This window comes from Nocardioides bruguierae (assembly GCF_023554635.1).
GTDB lineage: Bacteria > Actinomycetota > Actinomycetes > Propionibacteriales > Nocardioidaceae > Nocardioides > Nocardioides bruguierae.
On the sequence record NZ_JAMJPH010000003.1, the window covers coordinates 93,571 to 119,341 of the forward strand.

General features: G+C 73.4%; 21 protein-coding genes. 11 read left to right on the forward strand and 10 right to left on the reverse strand.

The genetic code is table 11. The annotated features are described in order from the left end of the window. Nucleotides 1–16: 16 nt before the first annotated feature. The 4 genes from M8316_RS02810 to M8316_RS02825 all read left to right on the forward strand — a co-directional run bounded on the left by M8316_RS02810 (nucleotide 17) and on the right by M8316_RS02825 (nucleotide 5,930). The gene (locus M8316_RS02810) at nucleotides 17–1,573 is read left to right on the forward strand and encodes an SDR family oxidoreductase (protein WP_308195945.1); all 1,557 of its coding nucleotides are present in this window, start codon (nucleotides 17–19) and stop codon (nucleotides 1,571–1,573) included. 22 nt (nucleotides 1,574–1,595) lie between these two features. Continuing rightward, complete coding sequence (locus M8316_RS02815; RefSeq protein ID WP_250051830.1) at nucleotides 1,596–2,186, forward strand: HhH-GPD-type base excision DNA repair protein; 591 nt, start codon at nucleotides 1,596–1,598, stop codon at nucleotides 2,184–2,186. Nucleotides 2,187–2,255: 69 nt separating this feature from the next. Beyond that, on the forward strand, nucleotides 2,256–4,274 hold the full coding sequence (locus M8316_RS02820; protein ID WP_250051831.1) for an APC family permease: 2,019 nt from the start codon (nucleotides 2,256–2,258) through the stop codon (nucleotides 4,272–4,274). Between the two features lie 177 nt (nucleotides 4,275–4,451). Beyond that, entirely contained in the window at nucleotides 4,452–5,930 is a 1,479-nt protein-coding gene (locus tag M8316_RS02825) for an RNA polymerase sigma factor (protein WP_372490068.1), read from the forward strand. Between the two features lie 107 nt (nucleotides 5,931–6,037). Here M8316_RS02825 and M8316_RS02830 read toward each other — a convergent pair whose 3' ends face one another. The 3 genes from M8316_RS02830 to M8316_RS02840 all read right to left on the reverse strand — a co-directional run bounded on the left by M8316_RS02830 (nucleotide 6,038) and on the right by M8316_RS02840 (nucleotide 7,603). Continuing rightward, on the reverse strand, nucleotides 6,038–6,880 hold the full coding sequence (locus tag M8316_RS02830) for an EamA family transporter (protein ID WP_250051833.1): 843 nt from the start codon (nucleotides 6,878–6,880) through the stop codon (nucleotides 6,038–6,040). Nucleotides 6,881–6,963: 83 nt separating this feature from the next. Then, nucleotides 6,964–7,275 (reverse strand): hypothetical protein, encoded by a 312-nt coding sequence (locus tag M8316_RS02835; protein ID WP_250051835.1) that lies wholly within the window; start codon nucleotides 7,273–7,275, stop codon nucleotides 6,964–6,966. A 103-nt stretch (nucleotides 7,276–7,378) separates the two neighbouring features. After that, the gene (locus M8316_RS02840) at nucleotides 7,379–7,603 is read right to left on the reverse strand and encodes a DUF7455 domain-containing protein (protein WP_250051837.1); all 225 of its coding nucleotides are present in this window, start codon (nucleotides 7,601–7,603) and stop codon (nucleotides 7,379–7,381) included. A gap of 450 nt (nucleotides 7,604–8,053) precedes the next feature. Between M8316_RS02840 and M8316_RS02845 the strand changes: the two genes are divergently transcribed. Next, nucleotides 8,054–10,153 carry a DNA gyrase/topoisomerase IV subunit B gene (locus M8316_RS02845; RefSeq protein ID WP_250051839.1) on the forward strand — a complete coding sequence of 700 codons (2,100 nt, stop codon included), beginning with the start codon at nucleotides 8,054–8,056 and terminating at the stop codon, nucleotides 10,151–10,153. Between the two features lie 112 nt (nucleotides 10,154–10,265). Then, on the forward strand, nucleotides 10,266–12,044 hold the full coding sequence (locus M8316_RS02850) for a glycoside hydrolase family 3 protein (RefSeq protein WP_250051841.1): 1,779 nt from the start codon (nucleotides 10,266–10,268) through the stop codon (nucleotides 12,042–12,044). A gap of 27 nt (nucleotides 12,045–12,071) precedes the next feature. On the opposite strand, the gene M8316_RS02855 is transcribed toward M8316_RS02850, so the two are convergent. From M8316_RS02855 to M8316_RS02870, 4 genes are read right to left on the reverse strand one after another with little or no spacing between them, the layout of a single operon-like run. Then, the gene (locus M8316_RS02855) at nucleotides 12,072–12,584 is read right to left on the reverse strand and encodes a beta-class carbonic anhydrase (RefSeq protein ID WP_250051843.1); all 513 of its coding nucleotides are present in this window, start codon (nucleotides 12,582–12,584) and stop codon (nucleotides 12,072–12,074) included. A gap of 19 nt (nucleotides 12,585–12,603) precedes the next feature. After that, complete coding sequence (locus tag M8316_RS02860) at nucleotides 12,604–14,415, reverse strand: MFS transporter (RefSeq protein ID WP_250051845.1); 1,812 nt, start codon at nucleotides 14,413–14,415, stop codon at nucleotides 12,604–12,606. Further along, the gene (locus tag M8316_RS02865) at nucleotides 14,412–15,143 is read right to left on the reverse strand and encodes an LppX_LprAFG lipoprotein (RefSeq protein WP_250051846.1); all 732 of its coding nucleotides are present in this window, start codon (nucleotides 15,141–15,143) and stop codon (nucleotides 14,412–14,414) included. The genes M8316_RS02860 and M8316_RS02865 overlap by 4 nt, the downstream gene beginning before the upstream one ends. A 39-nt stretch (nucleotides 15,144–15,182) precedes the next feature. Beyond that, complete coding sequence (locus tag M8316_RS02870; RefSeq protein WP_250051848.1) at nucleotides 15,183–17,720, reverse strand: DNA gyrase/topoisomerase IV subunit A; 2,538 nt, start codon at nucleotides 17,718–17,720, stop codon at nucleotides 15,183–15,185. 103 nt (nucleotides 17,721–17,823) lie between these two features. Between M8316_RS02870 and M8316_RS02875 the strand changes: the two genes are divergently transcribed. Genes M8316_RS02875 through M8316_RS02890 form a run of 4 tightly spaced genes read left to right on the forward strand, consistent with a single transcriptional unit; the run spans nucleotide 17,824 to nucleotide 23,014 of the window. Continuing rightward, nucleotides 17,824–20,601 (forward strand): bifunctional acetate--CoA ligase family protein/GNAT family N-acetyltransferase, encoded by a 2,778-nt coding sequence (locus M8316_RS02875; RefSeq protein WP_250051850.1) that lies wholly within the window; start codon nucleotides 17,824–17,826, stop codon nucleotides 20,599–20,601. Nucleotides 20,602–20,619: 18 nt separating this feature from the next. After that, the gene (locus M8316_RS02880) at nucleotides 20,620–21,234 is read left to right on the forward strand and encodes a sulfotransferase family protein (protein ID WP_250051852.1); all 615 of its coding nucleotides are present in this window, start codon (nucleotides 20,620–20,622) and stop codon (nucleotides 21,232–21,234) included. Nucleotides 21,235–21,287: 53 nt separating this feature from the next. Next, nucleotides 21,288–21,875, forward strand: coding sequence for a DUF5998 family protein (locus tag M8316_RS02885; protein WP_250051853.1), 588 nt, complete (start codon nucleotides 21,288–21,290; stop codon nucleotides 21,873–21,875). A 14-nt stretch (nucleotides 21,876–21,889) separates the two neighbouring features. Continuing rightward, on the forward strand, nucleotides 21,890–23,014 hold the full coding sequence (locus M8316_RS02890) for an alkaline phosphatase family protein (protein ID WP_250051855.1): 1,125 nt from the start codon (nucleotides 21,890–21,892) through the stop codon (nucleotides 23,012–23,014). 52 nt (nucleotides 23,015–23,066) lie between these two features. Here M8316_RS02890 and M8316_RS02895 read toward each other — a convergent pair whose 3' ends face one another. The 3 genes from M8316_RS02895 to M8316_RS02905 are packed head-to-tail and all read right to left on the reverse strand — an operon-like array spanning nucleotide 23,067 to nucleotide 24,813. Continuing rightward, the gene (locus M8316_RS02895; RefSeq protein ID WP_250051857.1) at nucleotides 23,067–23,612 is read right to left on the reverse strand and encodes an MOSC domain-containing protein; all 546 of its coding nucleotides are present in this window, start codon (nucleotides 23,610–23,612) and stop codon (nucleotides 23,067–23,069) included. Nucleotides 23,613–23,632: 20 nt separating this feature from the next. Continuing rightward, nucleotides 23,633–24,142, reverse strand: coding sequence for a GNAT family N-acetyltransferase (locus M8316_RS02900; RefSeq protein ID WP_250051859.1), 510 nt, complete (start codon nucleotides 24,140–24,142; stop codon nucleotides 23,633–23,635). Then, entirely contained in the window at nucleotides 24,139–24,813 is a 675-nt protein-coding gene (locus M8316_RS02905; protein ID WP_250051860.1) for a thymidine kinase, read from the reverse strand. Before M8316_RS02905 ends, M8316_RS02900 begins: the two co-directional genes overlap by 4 nt. Before the next feature lie 112 nt (nucleotides 24,814–24,925). Between M8316_RS02905 and M8316_RS02910 the strand changes: the two genes are divergently transcribed. Beyond that, entirely contained in the window at nucleotides 24,926–25,750 is an 825-nt protein-coding gene (locus tag M8316_RS02910) for a sulfurtransferase (protein ID WP_308195946.1), read from the forward strand. Nucleotides 25,751–25,771: the final 21 nt, after the last annotated feature.

The window sequence follows — 25,771 nt, forward strand, 5'->3', positions numbered from 1 at the left end:
TCCTAATGCCGCTGCCGTGAGACGACGGGTGCTGGTGACGGACGCGAACGACTTCCTGGGGCCGGGGGTGGTCGAGCGGTTCCGGGCCGAGGGCGAGGAGGTCGTCACTCGTGCGGCGCCCTTCACCTCGCGCGCCGAGGTGGCCGCGTTCGTGGCCGAGCACGGGCCGTTCGACGTCCTCGTGGCCAACCTCGAGGTGCCGATCACCGTCGCGCCCGTGGAGGAGCACGACGACGCGACCCTCGTCGGGGTCTTCGACCGGCTGGTGCACCCGCTGTTCTGGGTCCTCGCCGCGTGCCTGCCCGGCATGCGCGCCCAGGGGGACGGGGTGGTGGTGGTCCCGACCTCGGCCGTGGTCCTGCGCTCCAGCGGGCACCCCGTGGCCGCGTACGAGGCGGCTCGGTCGGCCCAGGCCTCGGTCGTCCGCAGCGCCGCCAAGGAAGCGGCCGGGTCGGGCGTCCGGGTCAACGGCGTGGCCCCCAACTTCATCGAGAACCCGTCCTACTTCCCGCCCGAGACGGTCGAGGACCCCTCCTTCCTGGCAGCGGTGCGCGCCGAGGTTCCTGCCCAGCGCCTCGGCAGCGCCGCCGAGGCCGCCGCGGTCGTGTGGTGGCTGGCGTCGTCGGAGTCGTCCTACGTGCACGGCGCGATCGTCCCCACGGACGGGGGCTGGCGGCTGGCCCGACGAGTCCCGGCACGGTGCGGTCGTTGCACGGCCGCTGGGCGGCTCTGCAAACACGTTGTCCCTGCTGTGCTCGACTGGGACAGTCGCGCCGTGACTGCGATCTCGCTGGCCTCGCCCGAGCACCTGACGCCGGAGAGGACGAACCTCCTGGCGGAGGTCGCTGAACGCAACGACGCCACGCACGGGGACGACCTGCTCGGGCTGATCCTGTCGGGCTCGGCGGGCCGAGGGCTGGCCACCGAGCGCTCGGACCTCGACGTCTACGTGGTGCTGACGGACGACGCAGCTGCGGGCCGGCGCACGACCAAGACCGCCGCGGTCGACGAGATCCCTCTGTCCCTCTCGGAGCTGGCGGAGATCCCGCCGTTCGGCACCGATTACTGGTGGTACCGCTGGTCGTTCGCCTGGGCGCCCGTCGTGCTGGACCGCACCGGCGGCGTGCTGGACGACCTGGCCCTGCGGCAGGCCACCGTCTCTCCCGAGGAGGCACGGTCGATCCTCGTCACGCACGACCGCCTGGACGGGTGGGTCAACTACGCCTACCGCGCGCTCAAGAGTGACCGGGACGGCCGGGTACGGGAACGACGGCTGGACGCCGCAGAGTCCGTGCCGTGGCTCCTGGACACGGTGTTCTCGCTGGGCGGCCGCGTTCGCCCGTACCACAAGTACCTGCCGTGGGAGCTCGAGCAGCACCCGCTGCCGGGGTGGACGGCGGACGGCCTGCTGAGCCTGGTGGAGCGCACCCTGGACGGCGACCCCGCCGCGATCCGGGAGACCTTCGAGCGAGTCCTGGACCACTGCCGAGAGTTCGACCGCTCGCAGCCGGAGCCGGTGCTCGTGCCGATCGTCGACGGCTGGGGCAGCGAGCTGGCGCTGTTCGACTCCTGAGCCGCTCTGAGAAGATCGCACCATGGCCCTCCAGATCACCGGCGACGCCGCCGCCGACCAGCTGCTGACCGACGACCCGTTCGCCCTGCTGATCGGCATGATGCTCGACCAGCAGTACCCGATGGAGCACGCGTTCCGCGGGCCGGCGAAGGTCGCGGAGCGCATGGGCTCGCTCGACCCGAAGGCCATCGCGGAGGCCGACCCCGAGGAGTTCTCCTCGCTCTGCGCCCAGCAGCCGGCGATCCACCGGTTCCCGGGGTCGATGGCCACCCGGATGCAGGAGGTCGCCCGGATCGTCGTCGACGAGTACGACGGCCACGCCGAGCGGATCTGGACGGAGGCCGCGGACGGTCGCGACTTCCTCAAGCGCATGCAGGCGCTGCCCGGGTTCGGCAAGCAGAAGGCCCAGATCTTCGTGGCGCTCGTGGGCAAGCAGCTCGGTGCCGCCCCCGAGGGCTGGGAGAAGGTCGTGGGCGACTACTCCCAGCAGGGCTACCGGTCGGTGGCGGACGTCGTCGACGGCGCGTCCCTGCAGAAGGTGCGCGACCACAAGAAGGAGATGAAGGCGGCTGCCAAGACTGCCAAGTCCCACACGGCCACGTCCCAGGGCTGATGTGAGCCCTGCCCCGCCCACCGGTGCACAGATTGGCGGACGGGGCCGCGGGGGAGGACTCTTGCGCGCATGAGCACTGGTCCCGCCGAGCCGGGCGCGAGCCCCGCCTCGTCCGCACCCACCCTCGTGGACGGCGGCAGCGCCGAACGGCAGGGGGCCACCCTGGGACAGCGGGTCGGCGACTGGATGCTGGCCGACCTCGAGGACCGGGTGCCGCACCAGGCACCGCACGGCCGCCCGCGGCCCGAGCACACGCGGCACCCCTGGTACCGGGTCGTCTGCCTCACCGGCGTCGACTACTTCTCCACGATCGCCTACCAGCCGGGCATCGCGGTGCTGGCCGCCGGGCTGCTCTCGCCCCTGGCGACGCTGGTGCTGGTGGCGCTGACGCTGTTCGGCGCCCTGCCCGTCTACCGCCGCGTGGCCCAGGAGTCGCCGCACGGCGAGGGCTCCATCGCGATGCTGGAGCGGCTGCTGTCGTTCTGGAAGGGCAAGGCGTTCGTCCTGGTCCTGCTGGGCTTCGCGGCCACCGACTTCCTCATCACCATCACGCTCTCGGCCGCCGACGCGACGGCGCACGTGGTGGAGAACCCGCACGTGCCGGCCTCGTGGGACGAGCACCCCGTGCTCATCACGCTGGTCTTCATCGCGGCCTTGGGGGTCGTGTTCCTGCGCGGCTTCTCCGAGGCCATCGGCGTCGCGGTGGTGCTCGTGCTGGCGTTCCTCGGCATCAACGCGGTCGTGATCACCGTGGGGCTCGTGGACGTGGCCACGCACCCGGACCTGGTGCTGGAGTGGGGCAACCTGCTGACCGCACGACACGGTGACATCTGGACGATGCTCGGCATCTCCGCGCTGGTCTTCCCGCAGCTGGCGCTCGGCATGAGCGGCTTCGAGACCGGCGTCGCGGTGATGCCGCAGATCCGCGGGGACGAGGCCGACACCGAGCAGCGGCCCGACGGCCGCATCCGCGGCGCTCGCAAGCTGCTGACGACGGCCGCGCTGATCATGAGCGGCTACCTGCTGACGTCCAACGTGGTCGTCACGCTGCTGGTCCCGCACGCGGAGCTGGAGCCCGGGGGAGAGGCCAACGGTCGGGCGATCGCCTACCTGGCGCACCACTACCTCGGTGACGGCCCGGGCACCGTCTACGACATGGCGACCATCGCCATCCTCTGGTTCGCCGGCGCCTCGGCGATGGCCGGCCTGCTCAACCTGATCCCGCGCTACCTGCCGCGCTACGGGATGGCACCGGACTGGGCCCGGGCCGTCCGCCCGCTCGTCCTGGTGCTGCTGGCCATCGCCGCGATCGTCACCTGGCTCTTCGACGCGGACGTCGACGCGCAGGGCGGCGCCTACGCCACCGGCGTCCTGGTGCTGATGACCTCGGGCGCCGTCGCGGTGACCCTGGCCGCCCGGCACGCCCGCCAGTCGTGGCGCACCCTCGGCTTCGGCCTCGTGGCGGCGGTCTTCGCCTACACCACGGCCAGCAACGTCGTGGAGCGCCCCGACGGCGTGAAGATCGCCGGCGTCTTCATCGGGCTGATCATCGCGGTCTCCGCCTACTCGCGGGTGCGACGCGCGTTCGAGCTGCGCGTCACCGAGGTCGAGCTGGACGCCAAGGCCGAGAAGTTCCTGCGTGACACCGCCCGGCGCGCCATCCGGCTCGTGGCCAACGAGCCCGGCACCCGCGACGCGGTCGAGTACGAGGACAAGACCCGCCAGGTGGTGCGGGACAACGACCTGCGCGACGAGGGGGACGTCGTGTTCGTCGAGGTCACGGTCATCGACCCCTCCGACTTCGCGGGCAGCCTGCGCGTGCGCGGCGAGGTGCTGCACGGGCAGTGGCGCGTGCTGCGGGTCGAGGCGTCCTCGGTGCCCAACGCCCTGGCCGCGCTGACGCTGGCCGCGCGCGACCTGACCGGCAAGGTGCCGCACATCTACTTCGAGTGGACCGAGGGCAACCCGGTGGGTCAGTTCCTCCGCTTCGTCTTCTTCGGCGCCGGTGAGGTGGCCCCGGTGACCCGCGAGGTCCTGCGACGCGCCGAGCCCGACCGTGCTCGTCGTCCCCACGTCCACGTAGGCTGAACGGAGCCTGAACGTCCGCCAGGACAGTGCTGAGACCGAGGCCGGGCCGCCCACCTGCTGGGACACCCCCGATTTCCGGGGCTGGATGCTGGTGTGTTGGGAGGCGCGTGGCAGAATGGTCGCTGCGGTGCTTGACGAGTCCGGGCTTTGCCGCGCCCCTACGCCAGTTCACGAGAGGTGTTCGTGACTTCGAACGCACGTAAGGTCCCCGCCGAGGTGCTGGAGCACCCGGCAGTCGTGGAGCTCATCGAGCGGGGTACCCCCAGTGGGGTGGTCACCCCTGCCGACCTCCGCCAGGCCAGTGAGGACGCGGCCGTCGAGCCGCGCCACCTCAAGTCCCTGCTGGCGCACCTGTCGGGCCTGGGGATCACCGTGCAGATCGACACGGCCGGTGCCACCCGCGCCGTCGCCGCGACCTCCAAGGCCCCCGCCAAGAAGGCCGCAGCGAAGAAGACCACGGCCGCGAAGACGACCGCCGCGAAGCCCGCCGCGAAGAAGGCCGCCTCGGCGACCACCGCGGCCGAGGCCGGCAAGGGCGCCGAGCCCACCGTCGCCGAGGTCGCCCAGCAGCAGGCCGCCCAGGTCGGCCCCGACGGCAAGAAGATCCTCCCGGACGTCTCCGACGAGCAGTTCGAGAAGGACGTCGCCGCGGACCCCTCCATCAAGGAGGACGAGAAGGAGGCCTCGTTCGTCGTCTCCGCCTCGGACGACGCCGGCGAGCCCGAGCAGACCGTCACCGTCGCGGGTGCCACCGCCGACCCGGTGAAGGACTACCTCAAGCAGATCGGCAAGGTCCCGCTGCTCAACGCCGAGATGGAGGTCGAGCTCGCCAAGCGGATCGAGGCCGGCCTCTTCGCGGACGAGAAGCTCGCCAAGGGTGGCCGCATCAAGGCCGACCTGCTCGAGGAGCTCGAGTGGATCGCCGACGACGGTCGCCGGGCCAAGAACCACCTCCTCGAGGCGAACCTCCGCCTCGTGGTCTCGCTGGCCAAGCGCTACACCGGCCGCGGCATGCTCTTCCTGGACCTCATCCAGGAGGGCAACCTGGGCCTGATCCGTGCGGTCGAGAAGTTCGACTACACCAAGGGCTACAAGTTCTCGACCTACGCGACGTGGTGGATCCGTCAGGCCATCACCCGCGCGATGGCCGACCAGGCCCGCACCATCCGCATCCCGGTGCACATGGTCGAGGTCATCAACAAGCTCGCCCGCGTGCAGCGCCAGATGCTCCAGGACCTGGGTCGCGAGCCCACCCCGGAGGAGCTGGCCACCGAGCTCGACATGACCCCCGAGAAGGTCATCGAGGTCCAGAAGTACGGCCGCGAGCCCATCTCGCTGCACACGCCCCTCGGTGAGGACGGCGACTCGGAGTTCGGTGACCTCATCGAGGACTCCGAGGCGATCGTCCCGGCCGACGCCGTGTCGTTCACGTTGCTCCAGGAGCAGCTGCACGCGGTCCTCGACACGCTCTCCGAGCGCGAGGCCGGCGTGGTCTCGATGCGCTTCGGCCTGACCGACGGCCAGCCCAAGACCCTCGACGAGATCGGCAAGGTCTACGGCGTGACGCGTGAGCGCATCCGCCAGATCGAGTCCAAGACGATGTCGAAGCTGCGGCACCCCAGCCGCTCGCAGGTCCTGCGCGACTACCTGGACTGACCAGCAGCACCCGGCACGCACGACGAGGGCCGCCCACCAGCACGGTGGGCGGCCCTCGTCGTGTCAGGGGCGGCCGTCGGCCGCACGGGGTGAGCCGCCTTCAGCGGTCAGCCCGCTGCGACCATCCCCACCGCGACGGCGCAGAGCACCAGCCCGGCCCCCTGGGCCCGGTGCACCCGCTCGCGCAGGACCAGGGCCGCGAGCGCCACGGTGAAGGCCGGGTAGAGCGAGGCGATGACCGCGACGACCGTGAGGTAGCCGCCCTGCGAGGCGAGCAGGAAGGCGGTGGTGGCACCGGCGGCCAGGACGCCGGCCGCGGCCGCCGCCACCGTGCCGCGCGACTCGCGGCGCCCCGGCAGCCAGCGGGCGTGCACGACGACCGCGGCGACGACCGTGATCAGCGCGGCCACGAGGTGGTTGAGGGCGACGGGCAGCAGCCCCGCCTCGTCCGGGACCTGGGCGAGGCCGACGAACAGGACGCCGAAGCCGGCGCCGGCCAGCAGCCCGTCGCGCAGGGGGCCGGCGGTGGCGCCGCCCCCGCCCTCGGACGGCTCGCGGGCGACCAGCCAGATGCCGGGCAGCGCCGCGACGATGCCGAGCCCGACCAGCACGCCCGGGCGCTCACCGAGGCTGAGGCCGACCACGACCGGGAGCACCGCGGCGCCCACCCCGGAGACAGGGGCGACCACGCCCATCCGGCCGGTGGACAGGCCGCGGTAGAGGAACACCGCGCCGAGCCCGCCGCCCGCACCTGCCACGACGGCCCACAGCAGGTCGAGCCCGTCGGGTGCGCCGCCGCGCACCAGCGAGAGCACCCCGATGAGGACGGCGGCCGTCAGCTGCCCGACGAACGCGACCGCCCACGGGGTGGTGCGGGTGGCGGCCCGCCCGCCGATGAAGTCGGAGAGCCCGTAGGCGAAGGCGCTGACGAGAGCGAGGAGGACGGCCACCCGCCCATCCAACCTGGCGGCGGCGCCGCGGCTGGGCCCCACCCGGCATGCGGACCGCTGACAGGCGTGACGTCGAGCTCGGACTAGTCGAGCGAGCTGGTGCGCAGTGCGAGCCGCACGCCGACGCCGGCGGCGGAGACGACGACGCAGAACCAGCCGGCGACGTGCAGGAGGCCCAGGACCACGGCCGCGACGGAGAGATCGGCGCCGGCCTCCGTCGCGGAGTCGAACGAGCCGGCCATCAACCAGCGCAGGCCCAGCAGCGCGACGCCGGCCACCAACCAGGTGCGGACGTCGGCCAGGACGGGGTCCCGAGGTCGCTTCTCCTCCGGGCCGGCACCGGCGGAGGTGAGGCGCTGGAGGGCCTCGTTGCGTTCGTCGGGGGAGCTGGGCACGGCGTCAGGCTATCCCCACCGTCCGGTCCGACCCCGGGAACGACACGAGGCCCCGGGACCGTGCGGTCCGGGGGCCTCGTGTGGTGTGTCGGTACCTGCGGGCTCAGGCCTCGTCGGAGGGAGCGGGCTCGCCGGTGAGCTTGTGGGTCTCGTCCTGGACCGTGGCCGCCATGGCCTTGATCTTGTCGCCGTGCTCGCGGGCGTGGTGGGCGCAGAAGAGCAGCTCACCGCCGCTCTGGAGCTCGACGCGGAGGTAGGCCTGCGCGCCGCATCGGTCGCAGCGGTCGGCAGCGGTCAGCGAGGGGCTGGGGGCAACTGCAGTGGTCACAATCGGCCTCGTTTCTTGGTCGCTCGGTGTGGTGCACAACGTCCGGGGAGTCGCGGGTGTTCCCGTGTTCTCCGTCGCCGTGCCCGACCTCATGATCGGCACCCGGTGGTGCGTCTTGACGGGTCTCGCCTCAACCATCGTGCCAGGTCTGACAATTCCCGTCCGGACTTCGTCGTCCCGGACGACCGGCAGCCTCCGCAGGGAGCGTTCCGTCCGTCCACCCAGTCTGAACCCCCGGGGGCCACTTGGGGAGGTGACGAGGGTCTCGTCCTCGCAACTGTGTCCCGTTCGTGATCCTCGGGTGCTCGTCGATCACGCTAGACCGAGGACGAAGGGCGAGCCTCCACCCCGAACCGGCGTGTCGTACGTAGGTTCGTAACCTGTTCCCCGAGCGGATGGGATCGAACCCACCCGTCCGTACCAGGGTTTCGCACCGCCCCGACCGGGGCGGTGGCACGACGCAGGAGGCCGACGATCGCCGACAACACCTACAACGCAGCGCACCTGCTGGTCCTCGAGGGTCTCGAGGCCGTGCGCAAGCGCCCGGGCATGTACATCGGCTCGACCGACACCCGCGGCCTCATGCACTGCGTCTGGGAGATCATCGACAACGGCGTGGACGAGGCCCTGGCCGGGCACGCCACGCGCGTCGAGGTGACGCTGCACGTCGACGGGTCCGTCGAGGTCCACGACAACGGGCGCGGCATCCCCACCGACAAGGAGCCCCGCACCGGGCTGCCCGGCGTCGAGGTAGTCGCCACCAAGCTGCACGCCGGCGGCAAGTTCGGCGGCGGCTCCTACAACGCCACCGGCGGTCTGCACGGCGTCGGTCTGTCGGTCGTCAACGCGCTCTCGAGCCGGATGGACATCGACGTCGAGCGCAGCCCGGCCGTCCAGGGGATGAGCTTCCGCCGCGGCGTCCCCGGCGTCTTCGACGGTGCCGAGCCGGAGGCCGGCTTCGAGCCGCAGTCCGGCCTGACCCGCAAGGGCTCCCGCGTCGCCAAGGGCAGGTCCGGCACGCGCATCCGCTTCTGGGCCGACCGGCAGATCTTCACCAAGGACGCCGGCTTCGTCTGGGAGGACCTGGTCGGTCGCGCCCGCCAGACCTCCTTCATCGTGCCCGGTCTCGCCATCTCCCTGACCGACCTGCGGCCCACCGCCTCCGGCGAGGAGCCGGTCGTCGAGGAGTTCCAGCACGACGGCGGCATCACCGAGTTCGCCGACTTCCTCGCCCACGACGAGCAGGTCACGCCGATCCTGCGCCTCCAGGGCGAGGACTCCTTCACCGAGACCGTCCCGGTCCTGGACGCGTCCGGCCAGATGATCTCCTCCGACGTCGACCGCGACCTGGTCGTCGACATCGCCGCCCGCTGGGGCACCGGCTACGACACCACCCTGCGCTCCTTCGTGAACGTGATCGCCACGCCCAAGGGCGGCACCCACGTCACCGGCTTCGAGGGCGCGCTGGTGCGCACCTTCAACGACGCGATGCGCAACGCCAAGGTGCTCAAGGTCAACGACGACGACGTCTCCAAGGACGACGTGCTCGAGGGCCTCACCGCCGTCGTCACCGTCCGCCTCGCGGAGCCGCAGTTCGAGGGCCAGACCAAGGAGATCCTGGGGACGCCGGCAGCACGCTCGATCGTGCGCAAGGTCGTCGCCTCCGAGCTCAAGGCGTTCCTGACCTCCTCCAAGCGCGAGGAGAAGGCCGCCGCCAAGCTGGTGATGGAGAAGGTCGCCAGCGCGGCCAAGACCCGGATGGCCGCCCGTCAGCACCGTGAGAACCAGCGCCGCAAGAACGCGCTCGAGTCCTCGGCGCTGCCCTCCAAGCTGGCCGACTGCCGGTCGGGCGACAACGAGCGCACCGAGCTGTTCATCGTCGAGGGTGACTCGGCGCTGGGCACCGCGAAGCTGGCCCGCAACTCCGAGTTCCAGGCGCTGCTGCCGATCCGCGGCAAGATCCTCAACGTCCAGAAGGCGTCCGTCGGCGACATGCTGAAGAACGCCGAGTGCGCCTCGATCATCCAGGTCGTCGGCGCCGGCTCGGGCCGCACCTTCGAGCTCGACGCCGCCCGCTACGGCCGGATCATCTTCATGGCCGACGCAGACTCCGACGGCGCGCACATCCGCTGCCTGCTGGCGACGCTGTTCTTCAAGTACATGCCGGACCTGATCGCCGAGGGCCGCGTGTACTCCGCCGTGCCGCCGCTGCACCGGATCGAGGTGTCCAACCCGAAGAAGGGGATGGACAAGTACATCTACACCTACTCCGACGCCGAGCTGCAGCGAAAGCTCGCCGAGCTGCGCAAGAAGAACGTCAATTGGAAGGACCCGGTGCAGCGGTACAAGGGTCTGGGCGAGATGGACGCCGACCAGCTGGCCGAGACCACGATGGACCCGCGTCGCCGCACCCTGCGCCGCATCACCGTCGACGACGCGGAGATCGCCTCCGACGTCTTCGAGCTGCTCATGGGCTCGGAGGTGGCTCCCCGCAAGGAGTTCATCGTCCAGGGCGCCTACGACGTGGACGTCGAGGCCATCGACGCCTGAGCCCCGCCGAGTCGGCAGCAACTTTCAGTGGCCAGGCGAACGTTGCTGCCGACTCGGTGGCTGGGGTCGGCGGCTGGGGGAGACGGCCGGCGCCGGGCATGATGGTCCGGCCATGGCCAGACCCACACCCCGCAGTCTCCTCGCTCCGGCCGCTGCCGCGCTGCTGGTGGTGACGGCTGCCTGCACGGGCTCCGAGGACGCCGGCCCGGCCGACCGATCGGGGAGCAGCCGCACGCAGGAGACGGAGCCGTCTCGTCCGACGGCCTCGGAGCGCCTGGGGCTGGAGACCGGGTGGGGCCCCAGCCGGTCGCAGCTCGACGCCGCGGCCCGGGACGCACGGCGGCTCAGCGTCGACGAGCTGGCCGGGCAGGTGGTGGTCGCGCGGTGGCCGAGCGGCACCGACGCACCGGTGCGCTACCTCAACCGCCTGCACCTGGGCGGGGTGGTCGCCTTCGACGACAACATCGAGGACAGCGCCGCCGGCACCCGGGACAGCGCCGCCGGCACCCGGGTGCTGAGCACCCAGCTGCGCGTCCTCCAGCGGCAGGCGCAGGTCGACTGGCCGCTGTTCCTCGGGGTCGACCAGGAGGGCGGCACGGTCACCCGGGTCACGCAGGACGTCACCCCGCTGCCGTCCTTCATGACCACCGGGGCCGCCCACGACGTCGCGCTCACCCGCACCGCCTGGCAGGGGATCGGCTCCGAGCTGGCCGGGCTCGGCTTCACCGTGGACCTCGCCCCGGTCGCCGACGTCACCTCCGGCACCAGCGACGCGATCATCCGCTCCCGGGCCGCGGCCGGCAACCCGCCAGCGGCCTCCCGGCAGGCGCGCGCCGCCGCCCAGGGCCTCCTGGACGCCGGCGTCCTGCCCACCCTCAAGCACTTCCCGGGACACGGTGGACTGAGCACCGACAGCCACGTCGGGCTGCCCGTCCAGCGCGCGAGGCTGCGCGCCCTGCGCGAGACCGACCTCCTGCCGTTCACCGACGCGATCGACGCGGGCCTGCCCGCGATCATGGTGGGTCACATCGCGCCGCAGGCGGTCGACCCCGGCACCCCGGCCTCGGTGTCGCGCCCGGTGATCACCGGGCTCCTGCGGCAGCGGCTGGGCTTCGAGGGGCTCGTCGTCTCGGACGCCCTCGACATGGCCGGGGTCGCCGGCGTGAAGGGCCCGCCCGCCGTGGCGTTCCTGCGCGCCGGCGGCGACGTCGTCCTCATGCCGCCCGACGCCGAGGTCGCCCACGACACCCTCGTGCGGGCCGTGCGGCAGGGGACCCTCAGCCGCGGTCGGCTCGAGCAGGCGGCCGCCCGGATGATCGCCACCCTGCGCTGGTCACGGCGCCAGGCCGGCGAGGCGGGGGCGGCAGAGGGCACGGTCGGCGCCCGCCAGGCGGTGCGCGACCTCAGCCGGGCTGCCATCACGGTGGTGGCGGGGAAGTGCCGGGGTGCCCTGGTCACCGGCCGGGTCGTGCCGCTCGGCAGCAGCAGCGACGTCCGCCGGTTCGAGGCCGCCGCGCAGGAGGCGGGGCTGGCTCTGGGGAGGATTCGTCAGGTGCGCGAGCCCCGGCCCGAGCGGACGGGCAACAGGAAGCGGGACCGCCGCCGCCTCCAGCAGTGGCGCCGCACGCCGCCGCGCACGGTCGTGGGCGGCACGCCGGTGCACCTCGTGGGCAGCGACGGCGTGGTGCCCGGGCCGCAGCCCGACCGCGGGGTGGTGGTCGCCACCGACGTCCCGTACGTGCTCGGCCGCACCGGAGCCCCGGTGCGGATCGCCACCTTCGGCGACACCCCGGCGGCCATGACGGCGCTGGCGGACGTCCTCACCGGGCGCCTGCGCGCGGAGGGCAGGCTCCCGGTGGACGTGGCAGGCGTGCCGCGCAGCGCCTGCTGACGCCCGCCGGTCAGGCAGGCGGGCCGATCAGAACTTCTGGTCGAGCAGGCCCGTGTCGACGTCGTACATGAAGCCGCCGACCTGCACGGTCTCCGGGATGAGCGGGTGGCTGCGCACGCGGTGCACGTCCATGCCGAGCGACTTCACCTGGTCGGTCACCACGTTGAACGGGTGCCAGGTGACGTCGACGCCGGCGGACTCGCTGACCTTCTCGCGGATGAGCTCCTCGGAGTTCGTGCCCACGGCGCAGCGGGTGTGGGGCACGATCATGATCCGCTTGACGTTGAGCAGGTGCACGCCGAGCACGAGCGCCTCGAGGGCGTTGTCGGACATGCGGGCGCCGGGGTTGCGGAAGATCTTGGCGTCGCCGAGCTCGAGGCCCAGCATCTTCAGCGGCTCGATGCGGCTGTCCATGCAGGTCACGATGCCGATGCCGGCCTTGGCGATGCCGTCGAAGCCCCCGGAGGTGAAGGTGGAGGCGTAGTCGCGGTTGGCCTCGAGGATGTCGTCGAAGCCCTGTGGGGTGCTCGTTTCACTCACGGGCACGACGTTAGTGGAATCAGCGACCATCAGTGGGTGAGGCCGAGGGGTGGGAATCCCCACCCGGGGTGGTGCCGACCAGCACGGAGCCGACCCGCGCGCGGGTGCCGCGCAGCAGCACCAGCGCGGCCACGGCGGCCAGCAGCGCCAGCACCGCGGCCCCGGCGAAGACGGTGCGCTCCTGGCTCAGCGCCGCCTCGCGCAGCAGGTCGGTCCACGCGTCGCAGCGGGCCGTGCCGTCCGCGCACACGGTCGCCGGGTCCGGCAGGTCCGCCTGGAGCGCGTAGTAGCGGCGCAGCCCGAGCGTGGTCAGGCCCGAGGCGCCCAGCAGCATGCCGACGCTGCGCGCGACGACGGTCAACGACGCCGCCAGCCCGTGGACGGCGGCGGGCGTGGCGTCCAGCACGGCCGCCGTCACCGGGGCGACGGCGAGGCCGAAGCCCAGCCCGCCGACCAGCAGCGCGGCCGTGGACGTCCAGGACTCCAGGGCGCCCGCGTCCCAGCGGGCCATCGCCACGAACGACAGGGCGGCGAGCACCATGCCGGTCGCGGCGACCGGCCCGGGCGCCAGGCGGTGCACCAGCCAACCACCCACCACGGCGCCGACCGGCACCGTCACCAGGAACCGCACGAGCACCAGGGCGGCGCCCAGCTGGGAGTCGGGGTAGATCGTCGTGCGGGCGAAGATCGGGACGTCCACCAGCGCCGCGATGAGCGCGCCGCCGATGAGCAGGCTGACCACCAGCGACCCCCAGGCGGCCCGGTGGCGCAGGGCACCCCGCGGCACGAGGGGCGCGGGGGAGCGGCGCAGGTGGAAGACCAGCCCGGCCAGCGCGGCGGCGCCGAGCGCGAGGAACCACCAGCCCCGCGCCGACATGGCCTCGAGCTTCGGGTCGGTGGTCGAGAACGCCAGGACGACGGCGCCCAGCGCGGCTGCCAGCAGCAGCGCGCCCGAGACGTCCGCCTGCCGCAGCGAGGCAGCCCAGCCGCGCACGTCGAGCAGCGGGTCCGCGGCGGTGCGCAGCCGCACCACCAGCCCCACCGCCAGCGCGAGCACGACCAGGCCCAGCGGTGTCACCCAGTCCCCGCCACCGGGCACCAGCGGCACCCACAGCAGCCCCACCGTGAGGTCGGAGTACAGGGGGCCCGGTGGGTACCAGAGGACCACCACGCCGGCGGTCAGCAGCACCAGCAGCACCGCGGAGAGCCGGTCGGGCCGGCGTCGGTCGCGCACCGGGCCGGCCGACCAGCGCAGCAGCACCGCCAGGCCCAGGCCGACGACCAGGTTGAGCGCGAAGATGACCCGCCAGTCCGCCACGGCGAGGACGGCGGCGCCCAGGAGCGGCCCCAGCAGCGCGCCCGTCTCCTGCGCGCCGGAGACCAGGCCGAGCGGGAGCCCGCGTCGCTCGGGCGGGTACCGGTCGGCCACCAGCGCCAGGGTCGCCGGCACGAGGCCGCCGGCGCCGACGCCCTGGAGGAACCGTCCGGTCACCAGGGTCGGCATGTCGGGTGCCAGCCCCGTGACCAGCGAGCCCAGCGCGAACCCGATGAGGCAGGCGGAGAGCACCGGGAGCCGGCCACGCATGTCGGCCAGGCGCCCGATCAGGGGCAGGATCGCCACGTAGCCCAGCAGGAACCCGGAGATGATCGGCGCCGCCCGCTGCAGCTGGTCGGGGGAGAGCCCGACCCCCTGCATCATGTCGAGCAGCGCGAGCACCACCACGTAGGTGTCGGCGGCGGTGAAGCCCACCGCCACGGTCGCCAGCGCCAGGGTGCCCCGCGAGACCGGCTTGCGCGGCACGCCCACGGGGCCGGGCTGGGCCGCGCTCACTGCGGCGCGGTGATCTCGGGCGCCTCACCGTAGGAGTCGAGATCGAGGACGTAGGTGGTGGCCGCCGCGCCGTAGAACTCACCGGTCACCTCGGCCGAGCGCAGCTCGCCGTCCTCGGTGATCAGGTAGGTGACGTCCACGTCGCCCTCGGGCGCGCCCCCGCTGCCGACCACGGCGCCGACGGCCTCGCCGGCCACCGTGCCCGTGTAGGGGGTGAGCACCTCGCTGTTGTCGGTACCGCCGCGCTGGCTGCTGCCGGCGGCCAGGTCGGTCGTGGCCCGCAGCAGGGCCGGCACACCGGCGTCCGCGTCGAGCAGGAGGGAGGGGTCGGGCGCCCCGTAGTCGGCGGGGTCGATGGCCGTCCAGCCGGTGGTCAGCGGCAGCTGGGCGTAGACGGTGTCGTCGACGGCCACCACCGGCACCTGGGGCTCCAGGCCCGCGTAGGTGATCGTGATGGACCCGTCGAAGGCCGGCGCGGCCGTGAGCGTGCCCTCCGCACCGACCAGGGCGGAGACCCCCGAGGGCGGGGTGTCGGTGCTGATCGCGACGCGGACGCCGGCGGTGGCGGCGAGCGTGTCGGCGGCCGCGTCGACGGCCTCACGGGGCGAGAGCTCCTCGCTCTCGGCGCTGCTGCACCCCACGGCCGCGAGCAGGCAGGCCCCGGTGAGCGCCAGCGCGGACGCCCGGGACGCCACCGCGCGGGCGGGGCGGGTGTGGTGGGGGGCCATGGGCGTCATCCCACCACACCCGCGCCCGACGGGGCGGCCTCAGCCCTCGGTGTCGCCGGCGTCGGCAGCGCCGTCCTGGTCGCCGTCCTGCTCCTCGGCCGTGCCGGGCAGCCCCAGCGCGTCGGCGACCCGGGAGGCGACCGCGACCACGGTCTGCGCCAGCGGCACGCCGGAGCCGTCGCGCCGGCCCGTGGGGGCGGGCAGCTCCACCGGGGCGCCGGAGTCGGCGGCGGCGCGCGCCGGGCCGGGGCCGACCCAGGCGAGCTGAAGCCTGTCCTCGCCCTTGAGGAAGCGGTGGCAGCGCACGCCTCCGGTGGCACGGCCCTTGGCGGGGTACTCCCCGAACGAGGAGACCTTGACGGTGCCCGAGCCCGTGCCTGGCAGGGAGTCCCCGGAGCCGGCGATCGTGACCACGACGGCACCCTCGCCGGCGTCCGGGTCGAAGGCGCCGAACGAGACGACCTGCTGGCCGGCCGCCAGCTTCACGCCCGCGACACCGCCGCCGGCCCGGCCCTGGGGGCGCACCGCGTCGGCGGAGAAGTGCAGCAGCTGGGCGTCGCTGGTGACGAAGCAGAGCTCCTCGGAGCCGGTGGTGAGCTGCACGACGCCGACCACGCGGTCCTTGCCGTCCAGGGTCACGACCTCCCACTCGTCGCCGCGCTTGGGCACCTCGGGCTTGACCCGCTTCACCACGCCGTGGCGGGTGCCGAGCGCGAGGCCGGGGCCCTCCTCGGTGATCGGGACGAGCGCGAGCGCCTTCTCGTTCTTCTCCAGCACGAGCAGCTGCTCCAGCGGCATCCCGCCCTGCAGGTTCGGGTCGTTCGCGGACGGCGGCAGCGTCGGCAGGTCCAGCACCGAGAGCCGCACCAGACGACCGGCGTCGGTGACCACGCCGACGTCCGCGCGGGCGGTCGTGCGCACCGCCGAGACGACGACGTCGTGGCCGGCGCGGCCGTCGCCGCGACCGGGCAGGTCGCCCGCGGTGCTCCGCGCCACGAGCCCGGCGGAGGACAGGTAGGCCACGCACGGGTCGTCGGCGATCTCCAGCGGGGTGGCGCTCGCCTTGGCGGGCGCGCCGGCGGACTCCAGCAGCACCGTGCGGCGCGGCGTGCCGTGCTCGGCGGCCACGTCGGCGAGCTCGTCGGAGACGACCGAGCGCAGCAGGCCGGCGTCGTTGAGGATCGCGTCGAGCTCCTCGATCTCGCGGCGCAGCTCCTCGGACTCCTTCTCCAGCTCCAGGCGGGAGAAGCGGGTCAGGCGGCGCAGCTGCATCTCGAGGATGTAGTCGGCCTGGAGCTGGGAGAGGTCGAAGACCGTCATCAGGCGCTGGCGGGCGGCGCCGGTGTCGTCGCTGGAGCGGATGACCGCGATGACCTCGTCGATGTCCAGCAGGGCCACGAGCAGGCCCTCGACCAGGTGCAGCCGGTCGGCCTTCTTGCCGCGGCGGAACGCCGAGCGGCGGCGGACGACCTCGTAGCGGTGCTCGAGGAATACCTCCAGCATCTCCTTGAGCCCCAGCGTGCGGGGCTGGCCGTCGACGAGGGCCACGGCGTTGATGCCGAAGGAGTCCTCCAGCGGGGTGGAGCGGAAGAGCTGCTCGAGCACGGCCTCGGGCACGAACCCGTTCTTGATCTCGATGACCAGCCGCAGGCCGTTGGCGCGGTCGGTGAGGTCCTTGAGGTCGGCGATGCCCTGGAGCTTCTTGTTCTGCACGAGCGTCTTGATCCGCTCGAACAGCTTCTCGGTGCCCACGCCGTAGGGCAGCTCGGTGATGACGATCGCCTTGCGGCGTCCGACCTGCTCCACCCGGGTGGTGGCACGCATCTTGAACGAGCCGCGGCCGGACTCGTAGGCGTCGCGGATGCCGTCGAGACCGACGATCTTGCCGCCCGTCGGCAGGTCCGGGCCCGGCACGAACCGCATCAGGTCGTCCAGGCTCGCGCCCGGGTTGGTGATGAGGTGGCGCAGGGCCTGCACGACCTCGACGAGGTTGTGCGGCGCGCAGTTGGTCGCCATGCCGACCGCGATGCCGGCCGAGCCGTTGACCAGGAGGTTCGGGATGGCGGCGGGCAGCACCGCCGGCTCGAGCTCGCGGGAGTCGTAGTTGGGGCGGAAGTCGACGGTGTCCTCGTCGATCGAGGCGGTCATCGCCACGGCCGGCGAGGCCATCCGGCACTCGGTGTAACGCATCGCCGCGGGGGAGTCGTCGGGCGAGCCGAAGTTGCCGTGGCCGTCGACGTAGGGCAGCCGCATCACCCAGGGCTGCGCCATGCGCACCAGGGCGTCGTAGATCGCGCCGTCGCCGTGCGGGTGCAGGCGGCCCATGACGTCGCCGACGACGCGGGCGGACTTCACGTGCCCGCGGTCCGGCAGGAGCCGGTTGTCGTGCATCGTGTAGAGGATGCGGCGCTGCACCGGCTTGAGGCCGTCGCGCGCGTCCGGGAGGGCCCGGGAGTAGATGACCGAGTAGGCGTACTCCAGGAAGGAGCTGCGCATCTCGTCGCCGACGTCGATGTCGAGGATGTGCTCCTCGAAGTCGTCCTCGGGCGGCGGGGTGGTGGTGCTGCGTGCTGCCATGGGCGTCATTCTCACGCCTGCGCCCCTCGCACCCGGCACCTGCCCCGCCCACGGGCGCGTCCCGTCCCCTCCCGGGCGTGCCCGCGCGGGTAGATTGCTGCCCGTGAGCGACGGCCAGACCCCCACGACCGGAGCGACCCCCACCACCGGTGCCACCAGCACGGCCACGGGCCCCGAGGTGCACGTCGAGGTCGCCGACGTGCCGGTCGCGCCCAAGCACTGGGCCGCCGACGTGCTGCTGCGCGACGGGCGCACCGCCCACATCCGGCCCATCGGCCCGGACGACGCCGAGCTCCTGGTCGAGTTCTACAGCCGTGTCTCCGACCGCTCGAAGTACTACCGGTTCTTCTCCCCGATGCCGCGGCTGTCGGACAAGGACGTCTTCCGGTTCACCCACGTCGACCACCGCGACCGGGTGGCGTTCGTGCTCATGCTCCAGCAGCAGATGATCGCCGTCGGCCGCTACGACCTCATCCGGCCCGGCGAGGCCGAGGTGGCGTTCCTCGTGGAGGACCAGCACCAGGGGCGCGGCATCGCCCAGGTGCTGCTCGAGCACTTGGCCCAGGCGGGTCGCGAGCGCAAGGTCGACCGGTTCATCGCCGAGGTCCTGCCCGACAACACGCGGATGATCCAGACCTTCCGCGACGCCGGCTACAAGGTCGTCTCGGAGTACGAGGACGGCGTCATCCAGCTCGAGTTCCCGATCGACGCCACCGACACCGCCATCGGTGTCATGCAGGCCCGCGAGCACCGGGCCGAGGCCGCCAGCATCGAGCGGTTCTTCCACCCGCGCTCGGTGGCGATCATCGGTGCCTCGCGACGTCAGGACACCATCGGTCAGACGCTGGTGCGCAACCTGGTCATGGGCGACTTCACCGGGCGCGTGTACGCCGTGAACCCCACCGGCTCGGCCGTCTCGGGCCTGCCCGCCTTCTCCAACGTCGTCGACATCCCGGACGACGTCGACCTCGCCGTGGTCGCGGTGCCGGCCGACGCGGTGCAGGACGTGGTGCTCGACTGCGCCGCCAAGGGCGTGCACGGCCTCGTGGTGATCTCCTCCGGGTTCGCCGAGACCGGCGAGGAGGGCCGCGCCCGCCAGCGCCGCCTCGTCGGCCTGTCCCGCTCCTACGGCCTGCGCCTGATCGGCCCCAACTGCCTCGGCATCATCAACACGCAGTCCGAGGTGTCGATCAACGCCTCGCTCTCCCAGGTCATGCCGCCGCGCGGTCGCGCCGGCTTCTTCTGCCAGTCCGGCGCCCTGGGCTCGGCCATCCTGGAGAAGGTGCAGAACCGGGGCCTCGGTCTGTCGACGTTCGTCTCCGCGGGCAACCGCGCCGACGTCTCCGGCAACGACCTCCTCCAGTACTGGGAGGAGGACGAGGCGACCGAGGTCGTGATGATGTACCTGGAGTCCATCGGCAACCCGCGCAAGTTCTCCCGGATCGCCCGTCGGGTCTCCCAGCGCAAGCCCGTCGTGGCCGTCCGCTCCGGGCGCACCACCCAGGGCGTGCCCATGGGTCACGCGGTCCGCAAGATCGCCGCGCCCCCGGCCGCCGTGGACGCGATGTTCCGCCAGGCGGGCATCATCCAGGTCGACAACCTGGAGGAGATGTTCGACGTCGCCCAGCTGGTGGCCCACCAGCCGCTGCCCCGCGGGCGCCGCGTGGCCATCGTCGGCAACTCCGACGCGCTCGGCCTGCTCGCCGCCGACGCGGCCGCCGCGGTCGGCCTGGTGGTCAACAAGTCCGTCTCGCTCGGCGCCGAGGCCGACGCCTCCGACTTCGAGGACGCGCTGGACGCCGCCATCGACGACCCCGACGTCGACTCCGTGATCGCGGTCTACATCCCGCCGCTCAACGTCTCCGGCGACGAGGTCGCGAACGTGCTGGCGGCCATCGGCGAGCAGTCCGACAAGCCGCTGGTCTCCAGCTTCCTCGGCGTCGAGGGCGTGCCCGAGCTGCTCCGGGTGCCCGACGTGGCGGGCACCGCGGCCGGCCGCGGCTCGGTGCCGTCCTACCCGGCGGTCGAGGCCGCCGTGCGCGCCCTGGCGCGGGTGGTGGAGTACTCCGTGTGGCTGCGCACGCCCGAGGGCAGCCCCGCGGAGGACGACTCCGTCGACGTGATCGGCGCCCGCACGCTCGTGGCCGACCGGCTGCGCGGGGCCAGCGGCACCGTGGAGCTCTCCCAGGAGGACGTGGCGACGCTGCTGTCCGCCTACGGGATCGAGACCTCCCCGTCCGTGCCGGTCACCTCCGTCGGCGAGGCGATCAAGGCGGGCGTCGACCTCGGCTGGGACGTCGTGCTCAAGGCGACCGCCGAGCACCTGCGCGAGCGGCCCGACCTGGCCCACGTGTGGCGCAACATCGACGGCGCCCACATGATGCGGGACGCCTGGGCGACCCTCACGCAGGTCGTCGGCGACCCCTCGCGGGCCGGGTTCGTGGTGCAGCGCACCGCGGCCCCCGGCGTCCCGATCTCCATCCGCTCCATCGAGGACCCGCTCTTCGGTCCGGTGGTCTCCTTCGGCATCTCCGGCCCGCTCACCGAGCTGCTGGAGGACCGGTCCTACCGCATCCCGCCGCTGACCGGCCGCGACGCGTCCACGATGGTGCGCGAGGTGCGCTCGGCGCCGCTGCTGTTCGGCTACCGCGGCGCGGACGTGGTCGACATCCGGGAGGTGGAGCGGCTGATCCAGCGGGTCGCGCAGCTCCAGCACGACCTGCCGCAGGTCTCCACGCTCGAGCTCGGCCTCATCCTGGCCGGCCCCGACGGGGCGACCGTGCTGGCCGCTGAGGGACGCCTGGAGCCCGGCCCGGCGGCCCGCTCGGACTGGTTCGTGCGACGCCTGGGCCAGCAGGCCGGCGACACCCTGCCGAGCTGACGCTCCTATCCTGCGCTCGTGATCATCTCCGACCGCGCCCGGCTGCTGTTCGTCCACGTCCAGCAGACCGGCGGCGCCGTGGTGGCCGGGAGGCTGCGCGAGCTGCTGCCCGACGCCCGACGCCTGCCCGGCGTCGACCGGCACGCGCCGCTGGGCCAGCTGCTGCGCGCGGAGCCCGGCCTGACGGGTCACTGGACCTTCGGGGTCGTCCGCAACCCGTGGGCACGCACCTGGTCCTGGTGGCGGCACGTGGAGCGCGTGCGCAACGGCACCGCGAGCGCCGAGGGCGGGGAACGACGCCAGCAGTTCCTGGCCGAGGTCGGGGAGACCTGCGAGGACTTCGAGGCGTTCGTGATGCGCGGGCTGGGGGAGTACCAGCGGCTGCAGACCCCGCAGGTGCGCTACCTGACCACCCGCGGACGCCGGGCCGACCTGATCGGTCGGCAGGAGAGCCTCGAGGCCGACCTGCGGGCCGTCGTCGCTCGGCTCGACCTCCCCTGGACCCCGCTGACCGACGGGCCGGACCTCGCCGGCGACCCGGAGGCCTACCGCGAGGCCTACTCCGAGCCCATGCGCCGCCGGGTCGAGGCGGTCTTCGCCCGCGACGTGGCCGCCTTCGGCTACGAGTTCTGAGGTGCGCCGGGGCTACCCGTGGGGCGCACAGGTGCGCGTGCGAGACTGACGGCATGCGGAGCACCCGTACCGACGACCGTGACCGACAGGCGGACCTGCGCCGGGCCATCGACCGGACCGGCTACTACCCCGACGTCGTGGCCGACGGGGTCTCGGCGGCCCTGGCCGGCGAGCAGGTCGTGTCCTTCTTCGTCCACCACGAGCCGACGTTCGAGCACGACGAGGTGCGCCGACACCTCTCGGTGCTGGTGCTGACCCCGACCCGCCTGGTGCTGGCGCACACCGACGAGCACGCCGGCGACGACCTGCTCCCGGAGCCCTACACCTCCACCTCCACCGAGGCGATCCGGCTGACGTCGGTCTCCTCCGTGGTGGTCACGCGGATGGTCACCAACCCGTCCAAGGGCCCGAGCACGCCCGCCGAGGCGAACATGACGATCGGCTGGGGCGGCGTCGGGCGGCTCGACCTCGAGCCCGCCGGCTGCAACGACCCCAGCTGCGAGGCGGACCACGGCTACACCGGCGTCCTGGCCTCGGACGACTTCTCGCTGCGGGTCTCCGCGGCGGCAGACGGGGTCGAGGCCGTGACCGGGCTGCTCGCGTTCGCGGAGAGCCTCTCGGCCCTCACGCAGACCTCCTGACCACCGGACCCGCCTTGGCCGACGACGCCCGGTTCCGGCTGCCCGCGTACGGCACCGCCGCCCTCTCCGACGTGGTGCCCGCGATCGCGCGCGCCGTGGGCCAGCCGATCCAGGAGAGCTCGCCGCTGGAGCTGGAGGACGCGGCCGCCTACGTGGTCTTCCTCGTCGACGGGCTCGGCCTGCGGCTGCTGGAGCAGCACGCGGACATGGCGCCGTTCCTCTCCGACCTCCTGCGCCCGGGGACGCGGCTGACCGCCGGCGTCCCCACCACCACCGCCACGAGCCTCACCAGCCTCAGCACCGGCCTGCTGCCCGGCACCCACGGCGTCGTCGGCTACCTCTCGCGGGTCCCCGGCACCAACGACCTGCTCAACGCGCTCCAGTGGGACCGCGACGTCGACCCGCGCGACTGGCAGCCCCACCGCACCGCCTTCGGCCGCCTGCGCGCCACGGGCTGCGACGTCACCGTGGTGAACAAGCGCGAGTTCGAGGGCTCCGGCCTCACCACGGCCGCCCAGCGGGGCGCCGACTTCGTCGGTGCCGACCGCGTGGGCGAGCGCATCGCCGCGGCCGTGGCCGCCGCCGGCCGTGGGCCCTCGCTCACCTACCTCTACGACGGCGACCTCGACTGGACGGGGCACCGCTTCGGCGTCGCCAGCCACCACTGGCAGGCGCAGCTGGCGATGATCGACGCCCAGGCCGAGCAGCTGCGCGAGGAGCTGCCCCCGCACGTGCGGCTGCTGGTGCTGGCCGACCACGGCATGGTGGACGCCGACCCCGCGACCCAGGTCGACGTGGACGTGCGCACCGACCTGCGCGACGGCGTGACCCTGTTCGGCGGCGAGGCCCGGTTCCGGCAGCTCTACTGCGCGCGCGGCGCGCATGACGACGTCGTGGCCGCCTGGCGCGAGGCGATGGGCTCCACCGCCGTCGTCGTCACCCGCGACGAGGCCGTCGACGAGGGCTGGTTCGGGCCCCTGGACGCCGGCGTGGTGCCGCGCATCGGTGACGTGCTCGTGGCCTGCCGCGACCAGGCCTCGGTGGTGGCGAGCGTCGAGATGGCCTACGAGGCCAGGCTCGTCGGCATGCACGGCTCGCTCACCGACGAGGAGATGCTCGTCCCGCTCCTCGTGGACTGACGGACGCGGGCTCGAGCTCGGGCTCGGGCTCGGTCTGGGGCTCGAACTGGGGCTACACGCGCTCCATCGGGGCGTGCGGCAGCGGGGGCAGGGCGACGCGGACCCGGTCGCCGACGCGCACGTCCCCGCCCGCCAGGACGACGCCCATGACCCCGGCGCGGCGGACGACGGCACCGTCGTCGCCCCGTCCGACCACGCGCTCGAGCAGGCCGGGGGAGAAGGACTCGATCTGGGCGCAGGGGTTGCGCAGGCCGGTGAGGCCGATCCGGGTCTCGTCCCCGAGCGCCACGACCGTGCCGACGGGGAGGCTCAGAAGGTCGAGGCCGCGGGTGGTCACGTTCTCGCCGAGGTCACCGGGAGCGACCGCGAAGCCGGCCTCCGCGAGGTCGTCCAGCAGCTCGGCGGCGACGAGGTGGACCTGACGCAGGTTCGGCTGCGTCGGGTCCTGCGCGACGCGGGAGCGGTGCCGCACGGTCGCACCCGCGTGCGCGTCGCCCTCGACGCCGAGGCCGGCCACGAGGCGCAGCTGCGCGTGCGGCTGCTTGCTGAAGGTGTGCTCGGCGCTGCGGTGCAGCGCCACCACCCGACCGTCGTCCACGCGCGGCAGCCTACGACGCGTCAGCGTCGCAGGGTGGGACCGGACTCATCGACCGGCTTCGTCCCCAGGCCCAGGCGCCAGGTCTCGGTGTCGGCCCCCGCGTGGACGCGGGTGAACCCGCACGCCCGCAGCACGCCCCGGGAGCGGGCGTGCGCGGGGGAGACCAGTGCGAGGAGGGCCGGCAGCCCCCGACGACCGGCCTCGACGACCCCGGCCGCGAGCACGGCGGAGCCGAGGCCTCGGCCCCACCGGGCGGAGGGCCCCACGGCGTAGCCCACCTCGGTCGCGTCCGGCCCCGCGGCGAGGTCCAGGTAGCCGACGACGCCCAGGCCCGGTGTGGTCGCCGCCAGGCGCTCCCACCCGGGGAACCGGGCGGAGCGGCTCACCAGCCGCCGCTGGTGCTCGCGGTGCTCGGCAGCCGTGCGGCACGACCAGCCGGCCAGCGCGACGAAGGCCGGGTCGAGGGCCCAGGAGGCCACCACGTCCGCGTCCTGGAGCGTGAACGCGCGCAGGGTGACCGGCGGCGTCACCCGAAGGGCAGCGGCTCGGGGGCGAGGGAGACCGCCTTGGCGCGCGCGGCGGTGAGCCTGCGGCGGTGGTGCTGGCGGCAGAGGACCTCGTAGGCGACGTCGACGTCGGCGTCCCCGCCGCGGCCGTGCACGTGCTCGCCCTGCTCGACGTCGCCCACGACCACCTGGTCACCCTCGACGACCATCACGCCGTTCTCGGTGCGGGCGTTGTGGGTGGCGCGCTTGCCGCACCAGCACAGGGCCTCGACCTGGAGCACGTTCATCCGGTCCGCCAGCTCCACCAGCCGGGCGGCACCCGGGAACAGCTGGGTGCGGAAGTCGGTGAGGATGCCGAACGCGAAGACGTCGATCTGCAGCTCGTCGACGATCTTGGCGAGGCCGTCGATCTGCTCGGGCGTGTAGAACTGCGCCTCGTCGCACACGAGGTAGTCGATGCGCGCGCCGTGAGTGAGCTCGCTGACGACGTAGGACCAGAAGTCGAACTCAGGGCCGACCTCGGCGGCGTCGTGGGTGAGCCCCAGGCGGCTGGTGATGCGCCCGGCGCCCGCCCGGTCACGGGTCACGAAGATGCGCCCCGCGCGCCCGCGGGCGGCGTGGTTGTGGTTGGTCTGGAGGGCCAACGTGGACTTGCCGGAGTCCATCGTGCCGGTGAAGAACTGGAGCTCGGCCACGGGGCGTGATCCTCTCACGTCCGGCTCGGCGGTGACCCGCGGGGCCTCGGCCCGGCGTGGCCCGGGAGAGGTGCCGGGAGAGGTGCCGGGGACGAGCGGCAGGATGGCGTCCATGCTGACCCGCCCGCTCGTCGACGTCGCCACGCTCCGCACCCACCTGGAGGCCGGTCTGCCGGTCACGCTGCTCGACGTCCGCTACCGCCTGGGCGGTCCGGCGGGGCCCGGCGAGCACGCGGCCGGGCACCTGCCGGGCGCCGCCTACGTCGACCTGGACTCGGCGCTCGCCGGCGCCCCCGGGCAGGGCGGCCGGCACCCGCTGCCGCAGACCTCGGTGCTCCAGGACGCGATGCGGGCCGCGGGCGTGCGCTCGGGGGTGCCGGTCGTGGTGCTCGACGACTGGTCCGGCCACGCCGCCGCCCGGTGCTGGTGGCTGCTGCGCCACCACGGCGTCGCCGACGTCGCGGTGCTGGACGGCGGGCTCGCCGCGTGGGTGGCCGCCGGGCTGCCGCTGGAGAGCGGTCCCGTGGACCCGGAGCCGGGCGACGTCACGCTGGCCCCGGGCCGGATGCCCGTCGTCGAGGCTTCGGCGGTGCCCGGGGTCGACGTGCTCCTGGACGCCCGGGCGCCGGAGCGCTTCCGGGGCGAGGTCGAGCCCGTGGACCCGGTCGCGGGCCACGTCCCCGGTGCCCGCAACGCCCCCAGCACCGCGAACCTCGGCGCGGACGGGCTGTTCCTGGCCCCCGACGTGCTCGCGGAGCGCTACGCCGGCCTCGGCGCCGTGCCGGGCGCGGACGTGGCGGTGTACTGCGGCTCGGGCGTCACCGCGGCCCTCGACGTGCTGGCGCTGGAGGTGGCGGGCGTGCGTGCCGCGCTGTACTCCGGCAGCTGGAGCCACTGGGTCACCGACCCGTCGCGGCCGGTGGCGACGGGGGAGTAGCGGGCGCTGCTGGCTGGGAGG

Bases quoted from the DNA above. Each gene is read 5' to 3' on its own strand.
- M8316_RS02885 (WP_250051853.1), top strand. From the start codon at position 21,288: ATGCGGAGCACCCGTACCGACGACCGTGACCGACAGGCGGACCTGCGC.
- M8316_RS02870 (WP_250051848.1), bottom strand. From the start codon at position 17,720: ATGGCAGCACGCAGCACCACCACCCCGCCGCCCGAGGACGACTTCGAG.
- M8316_RS02850 (WP_250051841.1), top strand. From the start codon at position 10,266: ATGGCCAGACCCACACCCCGCAGTCTCCTCGCTCCGGCCGCTGCCGCG.
- M8316_RS02865 (WP_250051846.1), bottom strand. From the start codon at position 15,143: ATGGCCCCCCACCACACCCGCCCCGCCCGCGCGGTGGCGTCCCGGGCG.
- M8316_RS02910 (WP_308195946.1), top strand. From the start codon at position 24,926: ATGCTGACCCGCCCGCTCGTCGACGTCGCCACGCTCCGCACCCACCTG.
- M8316_RS02820 (WP_250051831.1), top strand. From the start codon at position 2,256: ATGAGCACTGGTCCCGCCGAGCCGGGCGCGAGCCCCGCCTCGTCCGCA.
- M8316_RS02815 (WP_250051830.1), top strand. From the start codon at position 1,596: ATGGCCCTCCAGATCACCGGCGACGCCGCCGCCGACCAGCTGCTGACC.